Below are 18,129 nucleotides of genomic sequence, written 5' to 3'. Positions count from 1 at the left end.
TTTATGACAATTCAGTCACTCTATCCACTTAAACGCTCATCTTATTTCGGTTTTTAAGTGACTTTAAACCTCATGATGCGGCAAGACAAACTCCACATCACTGCGGTGTCCATTTTTCATTAAGGATAATGCAATTGTCATTGGTGGCGCATTTTCAAAAATAACACTGTATAAAGCACTGGTAATCGGCATATACACATCTAGCTCTTCAGAACGTGCTTTGACTTGTACAATGGTGTTAATGCCTTCTGCTGTTTGTCCCAATTCAGTGGTCGCCTGTTCCAAACTCTTGCCTTGCCCCAGTGCAAAACCGACTTGATAGTTGCGACTCAGTGGACTGCTACACGTTGCAAATAAATCACCGACACCAGACAAACCTAAGAAGGTCAGTGGATTTGCTCCCAACTTCACAGCAAAACGACTCATTTCCGCCAAAGCACGAGTCAAAATCATACTCTTGGTATTTTCACCGACTTTGTATGCAGCAGCCATTCCCATCGCAACCGCATAAATGTTTTTAAGCGCACCGCCGAGTTCTACACCATGCACGTCATCACTGGCGAAAACACGGAACAAGGCACTATGCAAAGCTTGCTGTACCGCATAACGCACCAAGTCAGACTGGCTTGCAATGACCGTCCCAGCTGGTTGTCCTGCCACAATTTCCTTGGCCAAGTTTGGCCCAGATAACACGCCATAAGGCACTTCTGGTAGCTCTGAGCGAATAATGTCACTCATAAAACTAAAAGTATTCGCTTCAATACCCTTGGTCAAAGACACCACTGCTTGCGAAGTAATAAACGGTTTGATTTGTTTAAGGACATCACGGAAAGAATGACTCGGAATCGCCACCAAAATAATGTCGCGATCACGAACAGCCTCTTCTATATTTGAAACTGCACGTAAACCATCTTCAAGTTTAAAATCGGGCAAATAGCGTTTATTTACGTGCGTCGCATTGATATCAGCTGCAACGGCTTCATCACGAATCCAAATCATGGTATCGCAGCCATTACGAACCGCGGTATTCGCCATGGCCGTCCCAAAACTACCACCACCCAAAACTGTAATACGTAGTGCCGTTTTTTGATCTACTGCTACAGGTTCAACCAAATCTGAAAACTTTAACTCTGACATTATTTTTATATCCTAAAATGGAACTATTGATTCCAATAACTTACATAATCTTGGGTTTGAATTTCAGCACGTGGCGGAATCGCTTTAACTGCCGTACCAATATATAAAATACCTGAGATCAAATCATCTGCGCTGAGGCCTAGAACCTGTTTGAAATGCACCGATTCCACCACTGCCCCACTACGCCACATACTCGAAAAACCTTGAGCTTGTAAGGACAAAATAAAATTCTGAATAGCCGCCCCACTACTTAAAGTCTGCTCAAAATTAGGGACTTTCGGATGCGATTGAAATTTAGTCAGTGCCAAAACCAGTAATGGGGCACGAAAAGGATGATTTTTAACACGCTCTAATTGTGCTGATTCCGTTTCGCCCAAATCAGCCAAGGCTTGTGATAATAACTCACCAAATGCCTCACGTTGATCTTCAGCAATTACGATAAAACGTGTCGGCTTTAAACGATGATGATCTGGTGCAGTCAATGCGGCTTGAAATGCCCGCTCTAATTGTTCTGCATTGGGAGCAGGCTCGACCAAATGGCCAATCGATTGACGTTGATGCATATTCTGGTGAACGATATCTACCGCGAGTTCCGTCATTAGGCTCTTAATCTTTCAAATTAAACAATACGTTTTAGAGTAGCACACTCTGAAAAGTTTGCTCTAGGGCTTCAGTATGAAATACCGAGTTTCGGCAAAACTAATTTTAAAATTTTGAGCACTTTTCAAACTGTTCGATAAGACTGCATTTTTCATACATTTCTTACATGATTCATCCTACAAGCTATGTTCCAATAAACAATGATTTAATAAAACATGACTGGGGTATGAAATGAAAAAGAATATCGCTATTGCTGGAGCAGCAGCACTAACACTACTTCTAAGCGCTTGCGCATCGACACCAAGCAACTCTTTAGCGATCCAAAAAGCTGACAATCAATACGAAGTTACGGGTATTGGTAAAACTGCATTGATTGCAAAAAACAACGCCATTGAAGCAGCAGCTAAAACGTGTGGCTCTAAAGCAACGGCGATTGTGAGTGATGAAAAAACCGAATATCAAGGCGCTTTAAAAGGCGTGGTGAGCGATGAAACTGGAAAAATGATCCAAGCAGCTGCTTCAGTACTGGGTTCTATTTCGGGTACAAACTCAGGCATTAACCAAGACAGTGACTATCAAACAATCCTGACTTTTTCGTGTAAAGCAAAATAAAGATACCATCAAAAAAACCGCTCATCTGAGCGGTTTTTTTTACACCAATCACGTCAAACGATTAGCAATAACCTTCTAAACGTGTCAGTGGTAGTTTTTGCCCAATGGCTTTTTCAATTTCTGGTAGATAGAATGCATCATCTTCAGATAAGAAACTAATACTCACACCACGCGTACCTGCACGACCTGTACGACCAATACGGTGTACATAGTCATCCGACTGTTCAGGTAAGGTGAAATTCACCACATGCGATACACCATCCACATGGATACCACGACCTGCAACATCGGTTGCAATCATGATGTTATGTTGACCATTTTTAAATTGATCCAGCATTTTCAAACGTTTGTCTTGTGCGATTTCACCTGACAACATCACCACTTTATAGCCATCACGCTTTAAGTTGTCATAGAGTTTACGCACTTGATCGCGACGATTTGCGAAAATCATCACTTTTTCAATGGGCTCATCACGCAGAATGTCTTGTAGCAATTTATATTTATCAGACTTTGCGACCATGTAGACACGTTGTTCAACGTCCGCATTGGTCTTCTTCTCTGGCTCAATTTCAACAGTTACAGGTTCAAACAACCACTGCTGCGCAAGGTTTAAAACATCGTAACTAAACGTTGCAGAGAACATCAGAGTTTGACGCTGTTCCTTACGCGGTGAGAAACGAACAATGCGTTTGACTGAAGGAATAAAGCCCATATCCAATAAGCGATCGGCTTCATCAATCACTAAAAACTCAATCTGGTCGAGCCAAACTTCTTTTTGCTCAACAAAGTCAATCAGACGACCTGGCGTCGCCACCATAATATCGACAGGTTTTTTATCGAGTTGTGCTTTTTGTTTATCAAAGTCAACGCCGCCTAAAAGCGTCACGACATGTAAATCTGAGAATTTTGTGAGTTCTTTCGCATCGCTTTCAATTTGCATTGCAAGTTCTCGAGTCGGTGCTAAAATCAAGGCGCGAGGTTCACCGCGGTAGCGCTGCTCTTGAATTGGGTTGTTCAGCAAGTCGTTAATCACGCTCACCAAAAATGCCGCTGTTTTACCAGTCCCTGTTTGCGCACGACCAATTGCATCGTGTCCCGCCAAAGTGAATTTTAAAACCTTTTGCTGAATAGGCGTCATATCCTTAAAACCTAAAGCATCAATAGCTCGTTTAAGTTGAGGATGTAAATTTAAGGTTTCAAAACCTGATGACATATAAGTGCGCTCTGACGAAAAATCACGAAAATTGATCTGTAGTATAAACAAAAACGCCCCAATTTACATTGGGGCGTTTTAAAGTACGTTCAGACAATTAGTCTAAAGGTTGTACTTCTTCAGCTTGGAAGCCTTTTTGACCTTTTACAACGCTGAATTCAACGCGTTGGCCGTCACGTAGTGAACGGTGGCCGTCGCCTTGGATTGCACGGAAGTGAACGAATACATCGTCGCCGCCATTGCGTTGGATAAAGCCGAAGCCTTTAGTGTCGTTGAACCATTTAACTACGCCTTGTTCACGAGCTGTCATAAGTTAATCCTCATTGTATCTAAAAGAAGGACCACCCGGTGTTGCAAACAGCAGACCAAACAAGGTTTAAAAATATTTATTATTTCTAAGCTTGTAATCATTCTGTATAACTATTAACAAAATCCCGGTTACATCCATTTGTAAAATAGGATTTAAAACAATTTATGGTTGTGTTAAATCCCAGTACGCGACGAGCTTAACATGGGTTAAAAACAATTCATACCCTTTTTTTTGATTAATCGTCTTTTTAATTCAGCATATTTTTTAACTAGTTATTTGTAATTTTGGATATAGCGACTATAGGCCTATAACACATGAAATATTTGGGTTTTGGCACTGAATTTGCTAATATTTCTACCCACCTAAATGTTGTGAAGCCTTACTAAGCTATATGAGTGATATCGAACAAAATACCAACATTATTGATGCAATGGGGCAACCATGTCCTATGCCTCTGTTGTTGCTTAAACGCGCACTTAAGAAGAGTCCGGCGCAGCATTTTCTATTAAAATCGTCTGATCCGCACAGTCAGATCGATATCACGCGTTATTGCGAAATCCATCATTTAACTTGCGTTTTGAAACAAATTAATGAGCATGAATTTCACTACTTCATTGAATCTTAATTCTTTTCAATTACACTAAGTCTATTCACATTTGCATAAAAGTTTACATTTCTATACCCAATTTTCCGTTATTCAGTGGAAGATTGGATTAAGATAAATTCAATTGTTGGGTAAAAATGAAATCCCTAAGGAGAACACATGAGTGACAGCAGCAATCAATTGATGCCCCTGTCATTATCGGCACCAGGTGTAAACTTGGGCGCTTATATTAGTACTGTCAACCAAATCCCGATTTTGACAGCGGAACAAGAAAAAGAGTTAGCTGAACGCTACTATTATGACCAAGACCTCGATGCCGCTAAACTTTTAGTCATGTCGCATCTGCGTTTTGTGGTTCATATTGCCCGCAGTTATGCAGGCTACGGCTTACCTCAAGGTGACCTCATTCAAGAAGGTAACTTGGGCTTAATGAAAGCCGTTAAACGCTTCGACCCAAACATGGGCGTACGCTTGGTTTCTTTTGCGGTGCACTGGATTAAAGCAGAAATTCACGAATATGTGATTCGTAACTGGCGTATTGTCAAAATTGCGACGACTAAAGCACAGCGTAAACTGTTCTTTAATTTACGTAGTCTAAAAAAATCGTCTAAAAAGCTCACTCTAAAAGAAGCTCAATCGATTGCAAATGACCTCAATGTGACACCTGAACAGGTGTTAGAAATGGAAGGTCGTTTAACTGCTTATGATGCAGCGTTTGAAGCTCAGGGCGATGATGACGATGAAGGTTCAACCCATGTTGCACCTGCGCTTTACCTTGAAGATAACCGCTACGACCCAGCGCGTTTGGCTGAAGAAGAAGATTACGAAGAACAGAGCACCAATGCTTTGCATGATGCGATGGAACAGCTTGATGACCGTTCGCGTAATATTTTACAGCGCCGTTGGTTAGATGATGAAAAATCGACGCTGCACGAACTGGCTGCTGAATATAATGTTTCGGCCGAACGTATTCGTCAGCTTGAAAAAAATGCCATGGAAAAAATTAAAGTGGCGATGTCATCGAACTAAGATGATACCAATACAGAAAAGGGCGAAATGCCCTTTTCTTTTTACCAATAAATGAGGCTTTTTGTCTTTTAACCTTTCTTCAAAATATGCTATTTTGTTGCGCACAGTGATATAAGTAAAGCATTGCATATGTGGATTGCGATTTCAGCTCTGAATTTAGCGTTTGCCGTTATATTAGGTGCCTTTGGTGCACATGGTCTCAAAGCACGTGCTACTGAAGCCCAATTGGCTTGGTGGCAAACTGCAACTGATTACTTTTTTTATCATGCGCTTGGTTTACTGGCGCTTGGTATTTTGGCCAAAGTCATCCCGCAACTTCCCATCAAAACCAGCTTTTTAGTGATTCAAGTCGGCATCTTCTTTTTCTGTGGTTCCCTCTATGTTATGGCATTGGGCTTACCGCGTGGCCTAGGTGCGATTACCCCGATTGGTGGGGCATTGATGATTGCAGGTTGGTTGATTCTGGCATGGAATGCCATGAAATATGCCAAGTAAACAACTAGGGATGAGCACGATGCAGATTTATTTAAACGGCGAACTACAGCACACCGAATGTAAAAACCTGCTTGAACTGGTGCAAACCTTTGCACTTGAAGGCAAACGTTTTGCTGTTGAGCAAAATGAAAACATTATTAGTAAAAGTAAATTGGAATACACCCCAATTTGTGCAATGGATCGAATTGAAATTATTCATGCCGTCGGTGGCGGTTAATACGGAGTTCACATGCAAGACAGCCCTCTCATCATTGGTTCTAGATCATTTCAATCTCGTCTACTGGTGGGCACAGGTAAATATAAAGACCTGCAAGAAACCGATTTAGCCATCCAAGCCAGTGGCGCAGAAATCGTGACGGTTGCGATTCGTCGCGTCAATATTGGTCAACACCCCGACGAACCAAACTTATTGTCCGTGGTCCCACCTGAAAAATACACCATTCTCCCGAATACAGCAGGCTGCTTTGATGCCAATAGTGCCGTGCGTACCTGTATGTTGGCGCGTGAATTATTAGACGGTCATAACTTGGTCAAGCTTGAAGTATTAGGCGATGAAAAAACGCTATATCCAAACATTACCGAAACATTGAAAGCGGCACGTACCTTGATTGACGATGGTTTTGAAATCATGGTCTATACCTCGGATGACCCAATTGTGGCACAAGAACTTGAAAGCATGGGCTGCGTTGCCATCATGCCTTTAGGCAGTTTGATTGGTTCTGGTCTAGGAATTTTGAATCCACACACGATTTCTATTATTAAAGAAAATGCCAAAGTACCAGTATTGGTGGATGCTGGTGTGGGAACGGCAAGCGATGCAGCCATTGCCATGGAACTCGGCTGTGATGGCGTGTTGATGAATACCGCGATTGCTGTCGCTCAGCAGCCAATTTTAATGGCTTCTGCTATGAAAAAAGCAGTTGAAGCGGGTCGAGAAGCGTTCCTCGCAGGTCGTATGCCTCGCAAACGTATGGCCAATGCAAGCTCACCAGAAACAGGTTATTTCTTTAAATAATCTCTTAATCTGTTTTAAGCGATAAAAAGGATTCTTCGGAGTCCTTTTTTATTTATTTCAATATAAAGTCAGTATTTTATGCTGACTTAGCTTGTAGGGACATTCCGCCATACTCTTTGATACACTCAATAATATCCATCTTCAAATATCTATAACCATATAAAAATGAGAGGAAACGATGCCCATGCAAAAATGGATCAGACCAACACTCATACTCAACACCCTATTTTTCATAACACTCACAAGCAATGCTTGGGCCAAAGTAGAGGAAAAACCGACTCTCAAAACAAGCTACCAATCTTTTGTGCCAAAAAACTGGAAGATTTTAGAAAAAGTCCAAGGCGATTTAAACCAAGATGGTCAAGCGGATATTGCCCTGATTATTGAAGACACCAATCCTGAACATATTGTTAAAAATGATCGTTTAGGGAGTGATGTCCTCAATATCAATGAACGAAAGCTTTTGGTTTTATTGAAGCAAACGCATGGTTATCAACTTGCGGCGACTAATACTACTTTGCCGACAGAAGGTGACATAGAGTCCCCTTGCCTCGCTGATCCACTCGGTGAGACTGAAGCGTTAAGCATTCAAAAAGGTGTGCTCAAAATTCATCTGCACTACTGGTTAAGCTGTGGTTCGTGGTATGTGACCAATCACACGTATACCTTCCGATACCAAGACCGTGCATTTAAACTGATTGGTTATGATGTCGATGATTTCCACCGTGCATCAGGCGACATCACGGTGCGAAGTATCAACTTTATGACAGGCAAAGTAAAAAGTACGACAGGCCAAAATGAGTTTGCTGAAAGCACTCAACCTGTCAAAGTTCAATGGACAACACTCAAACAGCGCTACACATTGAAACTCGAACAGGTTCAGTTCAATGAGCCACTGGAGTTTAAATAAACAGAGCGAAGAAAAGCGCTGTCAAACTCATATGCATCACTTATTGCGCTTCTAAAATACGAATTTGTACATGAGCAACTGCACCTTCGGTTGCTTGAGCATGTTGCTGCATATTGACACTGTGCATATGTGTTTCTAAATGCTTCATGCTTTCCCATTTTTCATACATCATGATTGAAAACGGTACTTTGGTTTGTAATGCACTCTCAACAGCAGGATGGTCGATATACACATCATAGAGATGGCAACCGGGCTCTTGTAATACTTGCTCACGGATGTTGTTGAATGAATCAAGAACCGTTTTAAAATCTTGCTCTGAATGACAAATAATTTCAGCAATGACAGTTAACATACTCGCATCTCCCAATTAAGCAAAAACTTGCGTCAAATGGTCACGGTACTGTGCCATATAGGCTTCAACTTCAGGTGCTTTAATCACATCATTGACAATAAAAGTCGGTAAGGTTTGCATCCCTAAAAATTGATTGGCTTTGTGAAAAGGTAAATAAACCCCGTCGACCCCAACCCCATGAAAAAATTGTTCAGCGTCGTTAAATGCATCCATCGGCGCATTCCACGTCAACGACAGCATATAGTTTTTATCGTGAATCAGACCGCCTGAACCATACTTTTTTGAAGCATCTGCACGTGAGCGACCATCATTGGCATACAGACTACCGTGCCCTTCGGTAAAGACATCATCGATATACTTTTTCACAGTCCACGGCGCACCCATCCACCAACCCGGCATTTGGTAAATCACGGTGTCTGCCCACAGAAATTTCTCCACTTCAACTTTTGCATCATATTCGCTGTCGGCGCGTGTCACTTGAACCTGATGTCCTAAGTCTGACAACACCTCTTGTGCAAGTTCAGTTAAGGTATCGTTCAACTGACCATTTGAGTGTGCAAAAGTTTTCGCACCATTAATTAATAAAATATTTTTCATGGGAAGAGCCTAAAAGCCAAAATCTATGCACGCACTATAGAGACTCTGTTCAGCGCTAAAAAGTAGTGAATTTGCAAAATATTATTGACTAATTATCAACAATAAACTTTAAAGTATAAAAAAAGCGCCTTTCGGCGCTTCTTCAATGCATCAAAATTAAGGAATTAGACCTTCATCTCGCATTGCAATTTGTACTGACTGACGTTCAGCCACTTTATTACGAATAAAGATAATATTTTTATACGGTGATAAATCATGTTCGATGCCATTTGACCAATTGGTGAGGACAAATAAATATGCATCCGCAGGGCCAAAATTATCATCGACCAAATAGTCATGATCCGACTCACCAATTTGTTTATCGATATAACTGAGTAAACGATCAATCTCTGCATAAGCTTTTTCTTTGGCAGCTGTATCTAATGGCGCACCAAAGAAAACGGCATAAGCATCGTGCAATTCAGAGTTTAAATAACCTAACCATTCTAAAACTTTGGCACGCCCCAAACCCGATGGCGGAATAAGATCTTGTTTTGGATCATGTTGTGCTAAAAATGGCAAAATGGCTACATTTTCAGTCAGAATCAAACCTGGATTAATTTCTAAAGCGGGTACATATCCTTTTGGATTAATTTCGTAATAATCAGCACCTTTTTCTGTTTTATGTGTTTTTAAATCTACTCGGACTAAATCAAAGTCAACATTAATTTCATTGAGGATAATGTGCGCCGCAAGCGAGCACGCACCCGGTGCATAATAAAGCTTCATATCTGATCCTTGTTATAACTCTATTCTCTGTTTTAAATGGCTTCTAACAAACTTTCAAGTGATCAAAACCTGTAAATTGCAAAAAAGCGTAAACGAAAAATCATTCGTTCGCCTATTGAATATTGTCTAATTCACATTTTTTTTCAAGTACAACAACACTGCAATTTGCAACAGAGTTGTTTTAACATAGCCCCCTTGACCCTAAAATGAATTTGATCTGTGATTAGCCTTAAAAAAGATGAATGGTTTTCTAACATTCGTACCGATGTTCTAGCAGGTTTAGTGGTAGGACTTGCCCTGATTCCCGAATCTATTGCTTTTTCAGCAATTGCAGGTGTAGACCCTCAAGTCGGACTGTATGCCTCCTTTTGTATCGCAGTGAGCATTGCTTTTTTTGGCGGTCGTCCAGCCATGATTTCAGCAGCAACAGGTGCGATGGCCCTACTCATGATCACACTGGTCAAAGAGCATGGCCTACAGTATTTACTGGCGGCAACCATTCTCACAGGTGTCATTCAGATCGTTGCGGGTTATTTTAAAGTTGCCAAACTGATGCGTTTTGTGTCGCAGTCAGTGGTGTATGGTTTTTTAAATGCGCTAGCGATTTTAATCTTCGTGGCACAACTTCCAGAGCTCAGCCAAATGAATTACTGGGGCTATGCATTTGTCGCTCTTGGCCTCACGGTAATTTATCTGTTTCCCTATCTACCTAAAGTGGGAAAAAACATTCCCTCACCACTTATTTGTATTCTTGTCCTGACTGCTTTGGCGCTGTTTTTAGGCACGGATATGCGTATGGTCAGTGACTTAGGGCATTTTCCCGATACTTTACCTATTTTTCTACTTCCTGATATTCCACTAACCCTTGAAACGCTGCAAATTGTCTTCCCTTACGCCATCACATTAGCGACCGTCGGTTTGCTTGAAACAATGATGACCACCACGGTGGTAAATGAAGTTACAGGCACTGAAGGTGACCGTCATCAAGAATGTCGCGGACAAGGTATGGCCAATATTGTGAGCGGTTTTATGGGCGGTATGGCAGGCTGTGCCATGATTGGACAGTCTGTGATTAATGTCAGCTCAGGTGCACGTACTCGACTTTCAACCTTAGTGGCTGGTGTGTTTTTACTGTGTTTGGTGGTGTTTTTTAAAGACTGGCTGTCCTATATTCCAATTGCGGCGCTGGTTGCAATCATGATCATGGTGGCATTTACAACCTTCCAATGGGACTCAGTTAAAAACATCGCTAAACACCCGCTACAAAGTAATGTAGTGATGCTCAGTGTCGTGATCATTGTCTTAGCCACACATAATCTTGCCTTAGGTGTCTTTGTCGGAGTTTTACTGTCTGCATTATTTTTCATTAACAAGCTGGAAAGTACGGTTCATGTCCAGTCGGAACTACATAACCATACCCGTCGCTATCTAGTAAGCGGTCAAATTTTCTTTAGTAGTTCAGAGAAATTCTTTCAGTTTTTTGACTTTAATGAACATATTCAGAAGGTTGAAATTGAACTCAGCCATGCACATATTTGGGATATGACTTCAGTCCAAATGTTAAATGCTGTAATTGAAAAGTTTGAAGCCCACGGTGTAGTGGTCGAGGTGTTAGGCTTAAATGAAGCCAGCAGCACCCTCATTGACCGTATCAGCTCATAAAGTTCAAACCATAGACAAAACAAAAGGGCGATGACGCCCTTTTACTATTATCCATAAAGCGAGTTAAGACTGATTCTTGCGACGTCTTAGACTGCCATACAAGGCCAAACCAATTAACCCTAATGCAGACCACAGCCCTGTACTTCCGGCATGGGTTTTATCATCATCGTTAACCACTGCATCGTTTAAGTCTAAATCCACAATCACAGGGTCATGGTCAGAAGAGCGGTAAGCATCGTCTGCATAGAATGCAGCAATTTGCTCCTCCGTTTTATATTCTTCGTTATAGTCTAATGCGGTCGGCTCATCCGCATTGATATGCCATGCAAATGCTTTTTTCACCAAAGGATAAAGTGCTACATCAGCAATCGCATGATCTAAATTGCCTGCACCACCATAACCTTGAGCATTACTGGCTACGCCGAAAACATAGCTATAAGCTGCTTTCCCCTGACCAATTTTTTCATCATTCAACAATACTTTATAGTTGGCTTGTTCAAGCGCCAAAATGGGATCTTCTTTGGCATAACTGTTCAGATCACCTAACAGTAAGACATTCGGTTTACTCACCTGTGTTGGATTCTTCGCGACCCACTGCATTAACGCTTGTACCGCTTTAACGCGGGTTGGATTCCAGCAACCTTGACCATCGCCCTGATCTGCCTCTATTGAGGTTTTATCATCTGGACAGCTACCTTTAGACTTCAAATGGTTGGGAATAACCGTAAAAGTCTTCCCGCCTGATAAGGCTTGAAAGGTTTGCGCCATCGTGACTCGATTTTTCTGACTCTGGTCATCAAAGACCGCTGCAACATTGATTGGTTTGACGCGCTTAGCGTTATAAATAATGGCAACAGCAATCGCATCGGTTCCAAGTTTGTCAGCATTCGGAGGCGTTACATATTTCCAGTCACTCCCCAGCGCTTGGGCTAAATAAGCAACTGCACTACGCTCGCCATAACCATTGTTGGCAATTTCCATCAGACCATAAACATCCGCATCAATCGCTTTTAATGCACTGACAATTTTCTGATGTTGCTTTTTAAACTCAGCTTCGGAACTTGCACCACGTTCAGTTGGAAAACCTTGTGCCAAACCATTGTCATAATTCAGTACATTAAATGCTGCAACACGAACTTGCTGTGTAGCCTTTGCTGGAACGCTTGCACGTGGGTTTGTCGCGTCTAAGACTTGTGGCGCTGTTGCACCAAGCACAGGTTGAATTCGCCATTGGTTATAGCGGTATTCTAAAATGCCTTGTACATTTTGCAGTTGTGCACCTGTACGTAGGGTGTTTTTAGCACTAAAGGAAGTTGGCAACCACGGCGTTCTGTTCTGATTGTTATAGCCATCATCCAAAATAAGTTTAGAACGCAAATTCTGTTGTGCCAGTGCTTTGGCTTCGGTTGAATGGGCAGGATATAAATTGGTTGGAATATATAAACGCGCAGGGCTTAAAGCCAGTTCTCCAAAACGCCCATAGTTATAGTTTTCACTGACCGTGAGCGTTTGAGGGATGTTCACCAACATGCCCTGATAGCGTTTTGGTGCATGACCTGACATTTCAGTCAAACTATCAAAAGGCAAATTGATCGCCGTTGGTTTAACCCAATCACTTGCCGAAGGATTACAGACATTAATATCGCTACTTAAATCTTGAAGCTGTAATTGGTTTTGATAGGTTTTTAACTTGCCTTTGAAAATGACTTCCTGCCCCACTTGACCACCTGTCACACTACTTGAAGAAGGAACATAGACAAACACCGCATTACTGCTATTGGCTTTGGCTTGAGCATCTGGGGTTTGGACAAAGAAACCTGAGAAACCATTGTTATAACGATAATCTGCCGTAATTACGCCTTTCACCACATATTCCTCCTCTTGCGCTGCACTTTGCAATGTCGCAATTGGGGTCGCTGTCGTACTACAGCTCACGGAGCTTAGAGGGGGTGCCGTATTTCCAGCAAGATAACTGGAAAATGCATTTCGGTCTGACCATTTTTCCCATGCCGATGCCAAATCAAACGGTGCGCTAACGTCAATCCCTGCACTGGATACATTATTACTTAATAGTGTGCGTTTAAAACTATTCGCTGTTGCAACACTACCCCATCCAGTGCTTGGTCTTTCACCCACTGTGCCAAAGCGGTCAATCGCAACGCCATTATGATAAAGCACCAAAGCATCGTCACCATTGAAAGCTAAGTTCGCCTGCTGTTGCACCGTATCGCCTAGAGCTTCTTTTAAAGCAGAATGCCCGACTAGATAATGCCCCTTTGCTGCCAATTGCCCTGTCAAACTCACCGTCAAATTTGCACTGTTACTGCCATTTGCGTATTGCTTGATCTGATATTCTGCCAAGTTGACCGTCGTCGGATCTGGATTATAAATTTCCAATCCTTTCTTATTTGAAGTTCCATCTACATACTGACTAAACAATAACTGTGCATAGGCAGGAAAGGAACAACCCGCCAAAATCAGGCTCAGGCTTAATATCTGTGGCTTAAAATTTTTCATCATTTTTTTATCAGTTGGTTAAATCAGCTGGCAGGTTAATTTTTATTCGTTACATCATGATTAATAAATGATGACAATTTCTAGGCTGCGCAAACATGGTGGTGCTGAATTTAATAAATTCTGAGTAAAAAATTTGACTTGTCCTGCTCAGGACTTACAATACCGCTTTCGAATTTCTACATCTGCCAAAATTATGACGAATGATCAATTAGACCAGCAAGTCGTCGAGCTAGACAACTTAAATGAACACCGCGAAATTGTGACATTTATGCGTCGTTCATCTCCGCTGAATACCTCGCAACGTACTGCGCTTGAACAATATGGTCACATGATTTTGGAATACCCTGTAGGTGACCTACGCCAGCAGTTTGAACATCCAGAGCGTCCGCTCACGGTTGAAATTGGCTTTGGTATGGGACGTTCATTGGTCTTGATGGCGCAGGCCAACCCTGAACGTAACTACGTCGGGATTGAAGTGCATGTTCCAGGGATCGCGCAATGTGTGTATGAAGCTGGAATTGCAGGCTTAACCAATCTTCGTCTTTTAGATGCAGATGCTATTCAAGTCTTACGTGAAATGCCAGACAACAGCATCAATGCTGTGCAACTGTACTTCCCAGACCCATGGCAGAAAAAACGTCACTTCAAACGTCGCTTCGTGTCACATGACCGTATGCCACTGGTTGAGCAAAAGTTGGAAATGGGTGGCACATTCCACGCAGCAACTGACTGGGAGCCGTATGCAGAGTGGATGATTGATGTACTCGATAACCGTCCAAATCTTGAAAATATGGCAGGTAAAGGCAACAGCTACCCACGTCCAGACTGGCGTCCACAAACTAAATTTGAACGTCGTGGACTCGAAGAGGGTCATAAGATCAACGACTTCTTATTTAAGAAAATTAAATAAGTTTTGTGTTTAAAAAAATAGGGCTTAGTGCCCTATTTTTTATTTTGAAATGATTAAAACACATGTCGAATTTCAACCGTTGGATCATGTTCATCCAAGCGTTTTGCCAAAATATGTAAACGTCGTGTCGGCACTGCGGGAAACAAATGATGCTCCACATGATAAAACATGTTATAGGTCACGACCCGTTTAAACTCATTACGCACTGTACGCGCCATATACACATGATCTTCTGTATCATGATGTACCGTCCACACCGCAAAAAACGCCGTCATACATTGCCCAATTAACATGGCACTGACATGATATTTTAAAATACTGATATCCAAGATCACAAAAACCAAAAACAATACAATGACGTTGGCAACCAGTTCAGCAGACATCCATTTTTTCTGGGTTTTAGTCCCAACCTCAAAGGCTTTTTTATGCAACATCCATGGAAAAACTGGGCCAAAAAGCAAAGCTTGCCACCACTTCATGGTTGCACTTTTCGCTTCAATATCTTCTTCCTGCATGCAATGCTGATGGTGACGCAGGTGATTAATTTGTACAGCATGCATCGAGCCGAGCATGACGATGCTCAAAAAAAACATGACCCAATGAGTCGCAGGACGGCTAATACCTAGGGCAAAATGAAAAGCGTTATGCACCTGTCTGAGTCCTGTTAAGAAAAACATAAACGAGCAAAACAGCGCCAAGACATACCACTGTAAACTTGCAAAAATGAAAGAGACAATCAACCACGGTAAAGAAATAAATAACTCACTGACAACATCGGTACGGCCTAACTGTACGAGATCTTTCCACTGCACTTGTTCTAATAATGAATGTGAACGCATACGCCCTCTATTTGTTTGTATTTATTTTAAGCAATACTGTACCGAATCTTAGGACATAAAAAAAGCCACGTTTTCAGTGGCTTTGCTTGTTCTTTGTGGCTTGCATCATCGTTTCTTATTTTAAATGTTAACTGTGACGTTGACTGATTTGCTGACTCATTAAGGCATACACTTCGGCAAGATTTTCTCGTTGAACTTGTGCAAGCATCTGTTGATGCATCTGTAGAATATTCTGATCCTGACGCATCGCAGGGCCAGTTTGCATCTGCTTCGGGTCATTCTGTGTGACTTTCTGCGCGGTTTCTAAAATCAAGGGGTATAACAGACTAAAATCGACCTGCTCTGCATCCACCACTTGTTTCGCCATGTCATAACAATAATTACTAAAATTACAGGCAAAGACAGCCGCTAAATGCAAACTTAGACGCTGTGCAGAGCTGTAGCTATACACGCGTTGGCTCAGGCTTTCTGCCAGTGTATGTAGTCTTTGAAGATCCGTATTTTCAGTGGCTTCTACAAACAACGGTGTATTTGACCAATCAATTTCACGTTCTAAGCTAAAGGTCTGTAAGGGATAAAAAACTCCTGCACGTGCATGTTTCGTCGACAAAACTGAAAGAGCTGTACTCCCTGAAGTATGTACAATCAACACATTCGGCAGATATTCAGTCAATGCCGAAATCACATTCGGAATAGACTGATCACTTACTGCAATCATCACCAAATCCACATCAACATTTAACTGCTTAAAATGACTGACCGCCTTTGCATGTGCGACTTGCGCTAAATCCGCAGCTTTGTCGAAGCTTCGGCTATAAATATTGATGATTTCATGCTGAGACATCAGGGCTTTGGCCAAATGATGAGCCACCCGTCCCGCTCCAATTAAACTGATCCGCATCTTCATTTCACTATTTTAAAGTGCCTACAGCATGCCAATAAAAAAAGGATGAAGCAATTCATCCTTTTTTATTAAATTAACACTGACCCACTAAAACTTACGCAGGGTCAAAATCTGTTCACTACGACCAAATGGCCCTTGCTCATCGTGCAAAACCGCACTGGTTAAACCGATACCATCATCACCATATTGCTGCGTCGCTTCCAAACCTAACCATTTCCCTTGGGGTAAACGGTATAAATGCAGTTGTAGGTCTAAATTGGGAAAGCCCCATCCAGATGCTGGATTTTGACGTGGGACAATACCGTTGGCTGTATCGACCATGCCCAATAAGCGCACAAAACTCGATGTGTCCTGACCTTCCACCATGTCCAAATCATTATGTAACCAAACAATGCCTTTACCCGCACGGTGCCCTTCTGCTGCACGTGTCTCAATACTCTGGATATAACCACCCGGCCAACATTTCATCCCATCCCATACTGGCAAAGTTTCAGGATCTACAATCGGTTGATCTTCCAGCCCTGCAATTGCACTGGTATCTTGCTTCATCATTTTCCAAGCACGGGCCACAATACAAGTCTTCCCGTTTGCTTTCATTTCCGCCTCGATCAGTTCAATGGTTTTTCCAGCACGAATGACACGGGTATGCACGGTAAACTCACCAAAAGCGATCAGTCCAAAAATATCTAAACTCACGCGTCCAATGCGCATCTCATGGCGTGTTTGAAACTGCTCTAACTCCGCACACAAAACCCCTGTTGCAGGTGCCATGTGCTGTTCATGCGGATTCCATGCGCCTTGTGCATGAATATTGGACAGATAAGACGCCGTACAGCTCCCATCACTGTGCTGTTCACGATTTAAAAGTTGATAATAGGCTGCCATGTATATTCCTTCACTCTTATCTTTAAAATGTATCTTTTTACTGCCATTGGTTTTTACTTTTGTGAAAAAAAACCATAATAATTCAACAGTTGACTATAAATTCGCACTTCATTAAATCCAACTTTAGTCAGAAGCTCTCGCATCTGGCTGGCCGAAACCAAATAAAAATCTTGTTGCAGGCGCTCGAGCATCTTTTCACTTTGTACTACTGTCAGTCCAATGCGCTGACACAGGTTTTGTAGAACCACGAGTTCAGTTTCATGGCTTGAATGCATAAGATCATAGCTGAGTAATATCGCTTGCGTTTTCAAACAGCGCAAAATATCGGCAAAGAAAAAGGTCTTTTCTGGCAGTGGTATAAAGTGCGCCACCAATATAGCCAAAGCTGCATCAAACTGTGCATTTTCCGGTAATGCGGTTGTATCGCCATGCACAAAGCGAACCCGTGTTAAATCACCATGGGTCGTGTTCAATAACTGCTGCGCTTTTTCAATCATGGTCAAAGATGGGTCAACCGCGGTAAAACTCCAAGTTGGATGCTGCGCCAACAAATATGAAAGCTCATAACCTGTACCACACCCCACAATCAATACGTGCGCATGTTTTGGTAGATGTGTTTTTAAAATGGCTTGAATTTGCAGATGAACCAACTCATAACCTGGAATGAGCTTACGAATATGTTGATCATAACCATCCACTACAGTTTGACTCTGAAAGTCTTTCGCCATTTTATTGTTCACTCATCTACTTTTATTCACCGCCCTAAATCT

General features: G+C 42.0%; 21 protein-coding genes. 9 read left to right on the top strand and 12 right to left on the bottom strand.

What is annotated here, in order from left to right:
* Positions 1-63: 63 nt before the first annotated feature.
* Entirely contained in the window at positions 64-1,137 is a 1,074-nt protein-coding gene (locus tag ACSC9N_RS05645) for an NAD(P)H-dependent glycerol-3-phosphate dehydrogenase (RefSeq protein WP_004982230.1), read from the bottom strand.
* A 23-nt stretch (positions 1,138-1,160) separates the two neighbouring features.
* A complete protein-coding gene (locus ACSC9N_RS05640) occupies positions 1,161-1,736 on the bottom strand; it encodes a nitroreductase family protein (RefSeq protein WP_005400613.1) in 576 nt (191 codons plus the stop codon).
* 232 nt (positions 1,737-1,968) lie between these two features.
* Between ACSC9N_RS05640 and ACSC9N_RS05635 the strand changes: the two genes are divergently transcribed.
* Entirely contained in the window at positions 1,969-2,349 is a 381-nt protein-coding gene (locus ACSC9N_RS05635; RefSeq protein ID WP_004982234.1) for a hypothetical protein, read from the top strand.
* A gap of 61 nt (positions 2,350-2,410) precedes the next feature.
* On the opposite strand, the gene rhlB is transcribed toward ACSC9N_RS05635, so the two are convergent.
* Together rhlB and ACSC9N_RS05625 are read right to left on the bottom strand one after the other, a co-directional pair.
* A complete protein-coding gene (gene rhlB / locus ACSC9N_RS05630) occupies positions 2,411-3,562 on the bottom strand; it encodes an ATP-dependent RNA helicase RhlB (RefSeq protein ID WP_439036121.1) in 1,152 nt (383 codons plus the stop codon).
* A gap of 97 nt (positions 3,563-3,659) precedes the next feature.
* Positions 3,660-3,872: a cold-shock protein gene (locus ACSC9N_RS05625; protein ID WP_004648643.1), complete on the bottom strand. Its 213-nt coding sequence runs from the start codon at positions 3,870-3,872 to the stop codon at positions 3,660-3,662.
* Between the two features lie 391 nt (positions 3,873-4,263).
* On the opposite strand from ACSC9N_RS05625, the gene ACSC9N_RS05620 reads away from it, so the two are divergent.
* The 6 genes from ACSC9N_RS05620 to ACSC9N_RS05595 all read left to right on the top strand — a co-directional run bounded on the left by ACSC9N_RS05620 (position 4,264) and on the right by ACSC9N_RS05595 (position 7,925).
* Positions 4,264-4,497: a sulfurtransferase TusA family protein gene (locus ACSC9N_RS05620; RefSeq protein ID WP_004696251.1), complete on the top strand. Its 234-nt coding sequence runs from the start codon at positions 4,264-4,266 to the stop codon at positions 4,495-4,497.
* Positions 4,498-4,635: 138 nt separating this feature from the next.
* Positions 4,636-5,505, top strand: coding sequence for an RNA polymerase sigma factor RpoH (rpoH, locus tag ACSC9N_RS05615; RefSeq protein WP_004982243.1), 870 nt, complete (start codon positions 4,636-4,638; stop codon positions 5,503-5,505).
* Positions 5,506-5,634: 129 nt separating this feature from the next.
* A complete protein-coding gene (locus ACSC9N_RS05610) occupies positions 5,635-6,000 on the top strand; it encodes a DUF423 domain-containing protein (protein ID WP_010327098.1) in 366 nt (121 codons plus the stop codon).
* 19 nt (positions 6,001-6,019) lie between these two features.
* Positions 6,020-6,217 carry a sulfur carrier protein ThiS gene (gene thiS, locus ACSC9N_RS05605; RefSeq protein ID WP_005400611.1) on the top strand — a complete coding sequence of 66 codons (198 nt, stop codon included), beginning with the start codon at positions 6,020-6,022 and terminating at the stop codon, positions 6,215-6,217.
* A 12-nt stretch (positions 6,218-6,229) separates the two neighbouring features.
* Positions 6,230-7,015, top strand: coding sequence for a thiazole synthase (locus ACSC9N_RS05600; RefSeq protein WP_010327099.1), 786 nt, complete (start codon positions 6,230-6,232; stop codon positions 7,013-7,015).
* 184 nt (positions 7,016-7,199) lie between these two features.
* A complete protein-coding gene (locus ACSC9N_RS05595) occupies positions 7,200-7,925 on the top strand; it encodes a hypothetical protein (RefSeq protein ID WP_029575067.1) in 726 nt (241 codons plus the stop codon).
* A 40-nt stretch (positions 7,926-7,965) separates the two neighbouring features.
* Here the strand turns inward: ACSC9N_RS05595 and ACSC9N_RS05590 are convergent, their stop codons facing one another.
* The 3 genes from ACSC9N_RS05590 to ACSC9N_RS05580 form a co-directional block, all read right to left on the bottom strand.
* Entirely contained in the window at positions 7,966-8,277 is a 312-nt protein-coding gene (locus ACSC9N_RS05590) for a putative quinol monooxygenase (RefSeq protein WP_010327101.1), read from the bottom strand.
* A gap of 15 nt (positions 8,278-8,292) precedes the next feature.
* The gene (locus ACSC9N_RS05585) at positions 8,293-8,874 is read right to left on the bottom strand and encodes an NAD(P)H-dependent oxidoreductase (RefSeq protein WP_010327102.1); all 582 of its coding nucleotides are present in this window, start codon (positions 8,872-8,874) and stop codon (positions 8,293-8,295) included.
* A 156-nt stretch (positions 8,875-9,030) separates the two neighbouring features.
* The gene (locus ACSC9N_RS05580) at positions 9,031-9,642 is read right to left on the bottom strand and encodes a glutathione binding-like protein (RefSeq protein WP_004982251.1); all 612 of its coding nucleotides are present in this window, start codon (positions 9,640-9,642) and stop codon (positions 9,031-9,033) included.
* Positions 9,643-9,861: 219 nt separating this feature from the next.
* Between ACSC9N_RS05580 and ACSC9N_RS05575 the strand changes: the two genes are divergently transcribed.
* Positions 9,862-11,304, top strand: a complete 1,443-nt coding sequence (locus ACSC9N_RS05575) for a SulP family inorganic anion transporter (RefSeq protein WP_010327103.1) — start codon at positions 9,862-9,864, stop codon at positions 11,302-11,304.
* Between the two features lie 63 nt (positions 11,305-11,367).
* Here ACSC9N_RS05575 and ACSC9N_RS05570 read toward each other — a convergent pair whose 3' ends face one another.
* Positions 11,368-13,821, bottom strand: coding sequence for an ExeM/NucH family extracellular endonuclease (locus ACSC9N_RS05570; protein ID WP_010327104.1), 2,454 nt, complete (start codon positions 13,819-13,821; stop codon positions 11,368-11,370).
* A 193-nt stretch (positions 13,822-14,014) separates the two neighbouring features.
* Here ACSC9N_RS05570 and trmB point away from each other — a divergent pair, with 193 nt between their 5' ends.
* Positions 14,015-14,731 (top strand): tRNA (guanosine(46)-N7)-methyltransferase TrmB, encoded by a 717-nt coding sequence (gene trmB, locus ACSC9N_RS05565; RefSeq protein WP_005400603.1) that lies wholly within the window; start codon positions 14,015-14,017, stop codon positions 14,729-14,731.
* Positions 14,732-14,784: 53 nt separating this feature from the next.
* Here the strand turns inward: trmB and ACSC9N_RS05560 are convergent, their stop codons facing one another.
* The 4 genes from ACSC9N_RS05560 to ACSC9N_RS05545 all read right to left on the bottom strand — a co-directional run bounded on the left by ACSC9N_RS05560 (position 14,785) and on the right by ACSC9N_RS05545 (position 18,087).
* Positions 14,785-15,570: a fatty acid desaturase family protein gene (locus ACSC9N_RS05560; protein ID WP_010327105.1), complete on the bottom strand. Its 786-nt coding sequence runs from the start codon at positions 15,568-15,570 to the stop codon at positions 14,785-14,787.
* 127 nt (positions 15,571-15,697) lie between these two features.
* Entirely contained in the window at positions 15,698-16,471 is a 774-nt protein-coding gene (locus tag ACSC9N_RS05555) for a Rossmann-like and DUF2520 domain-containing protein (RefSeq protein ID WP_010327106.1), read from the bottom strand.
* A 90-nt stretch (positions 16,472-16,561) separates the two neighbouring features.
* Positions 16,562-17,359 (bottom strand): thioesterase family protein, encoded by a 798-nt coding sequence (locus tag ACSC9N_RS05550; RefSeq protein WP_010327107.1) that lies wholly within the window; start codon positions 17,357-17,359, stop codon positions 16,562-16,564.
* Positions 17,360-17,412: 53 nt separating this feature from the next.
* On the bottom strand, positions 17,413-18,087 hold the full coding sequence (locus tag ACSC9N_RS05545; protein WP_010327108.1) for a class I SAM-dependent methyltransferase: 675 nt from the start codon (positions 18,085-18,087) through the stop codon (positions 17,413-17,415).
* Positions 18,088-18,129: the final 42 nt, after the last annotated feature.

Origin of the sequence: Acinetobacter sp. PC34 (assembly GCF_051789135.1) — a bacterium.
GTDB lineage: Bacteria > Pseudomonadota > Gammaproteobacteria > Pseudomonadales > Moraxellaceae > Acinetobacter > Acinetobacter johnsonii.
The sequence above is the reverse complement of the archived record's forward strand: the minus strand, read 5'-3'. Positions and strand labels throughout refer to the sequence as shown.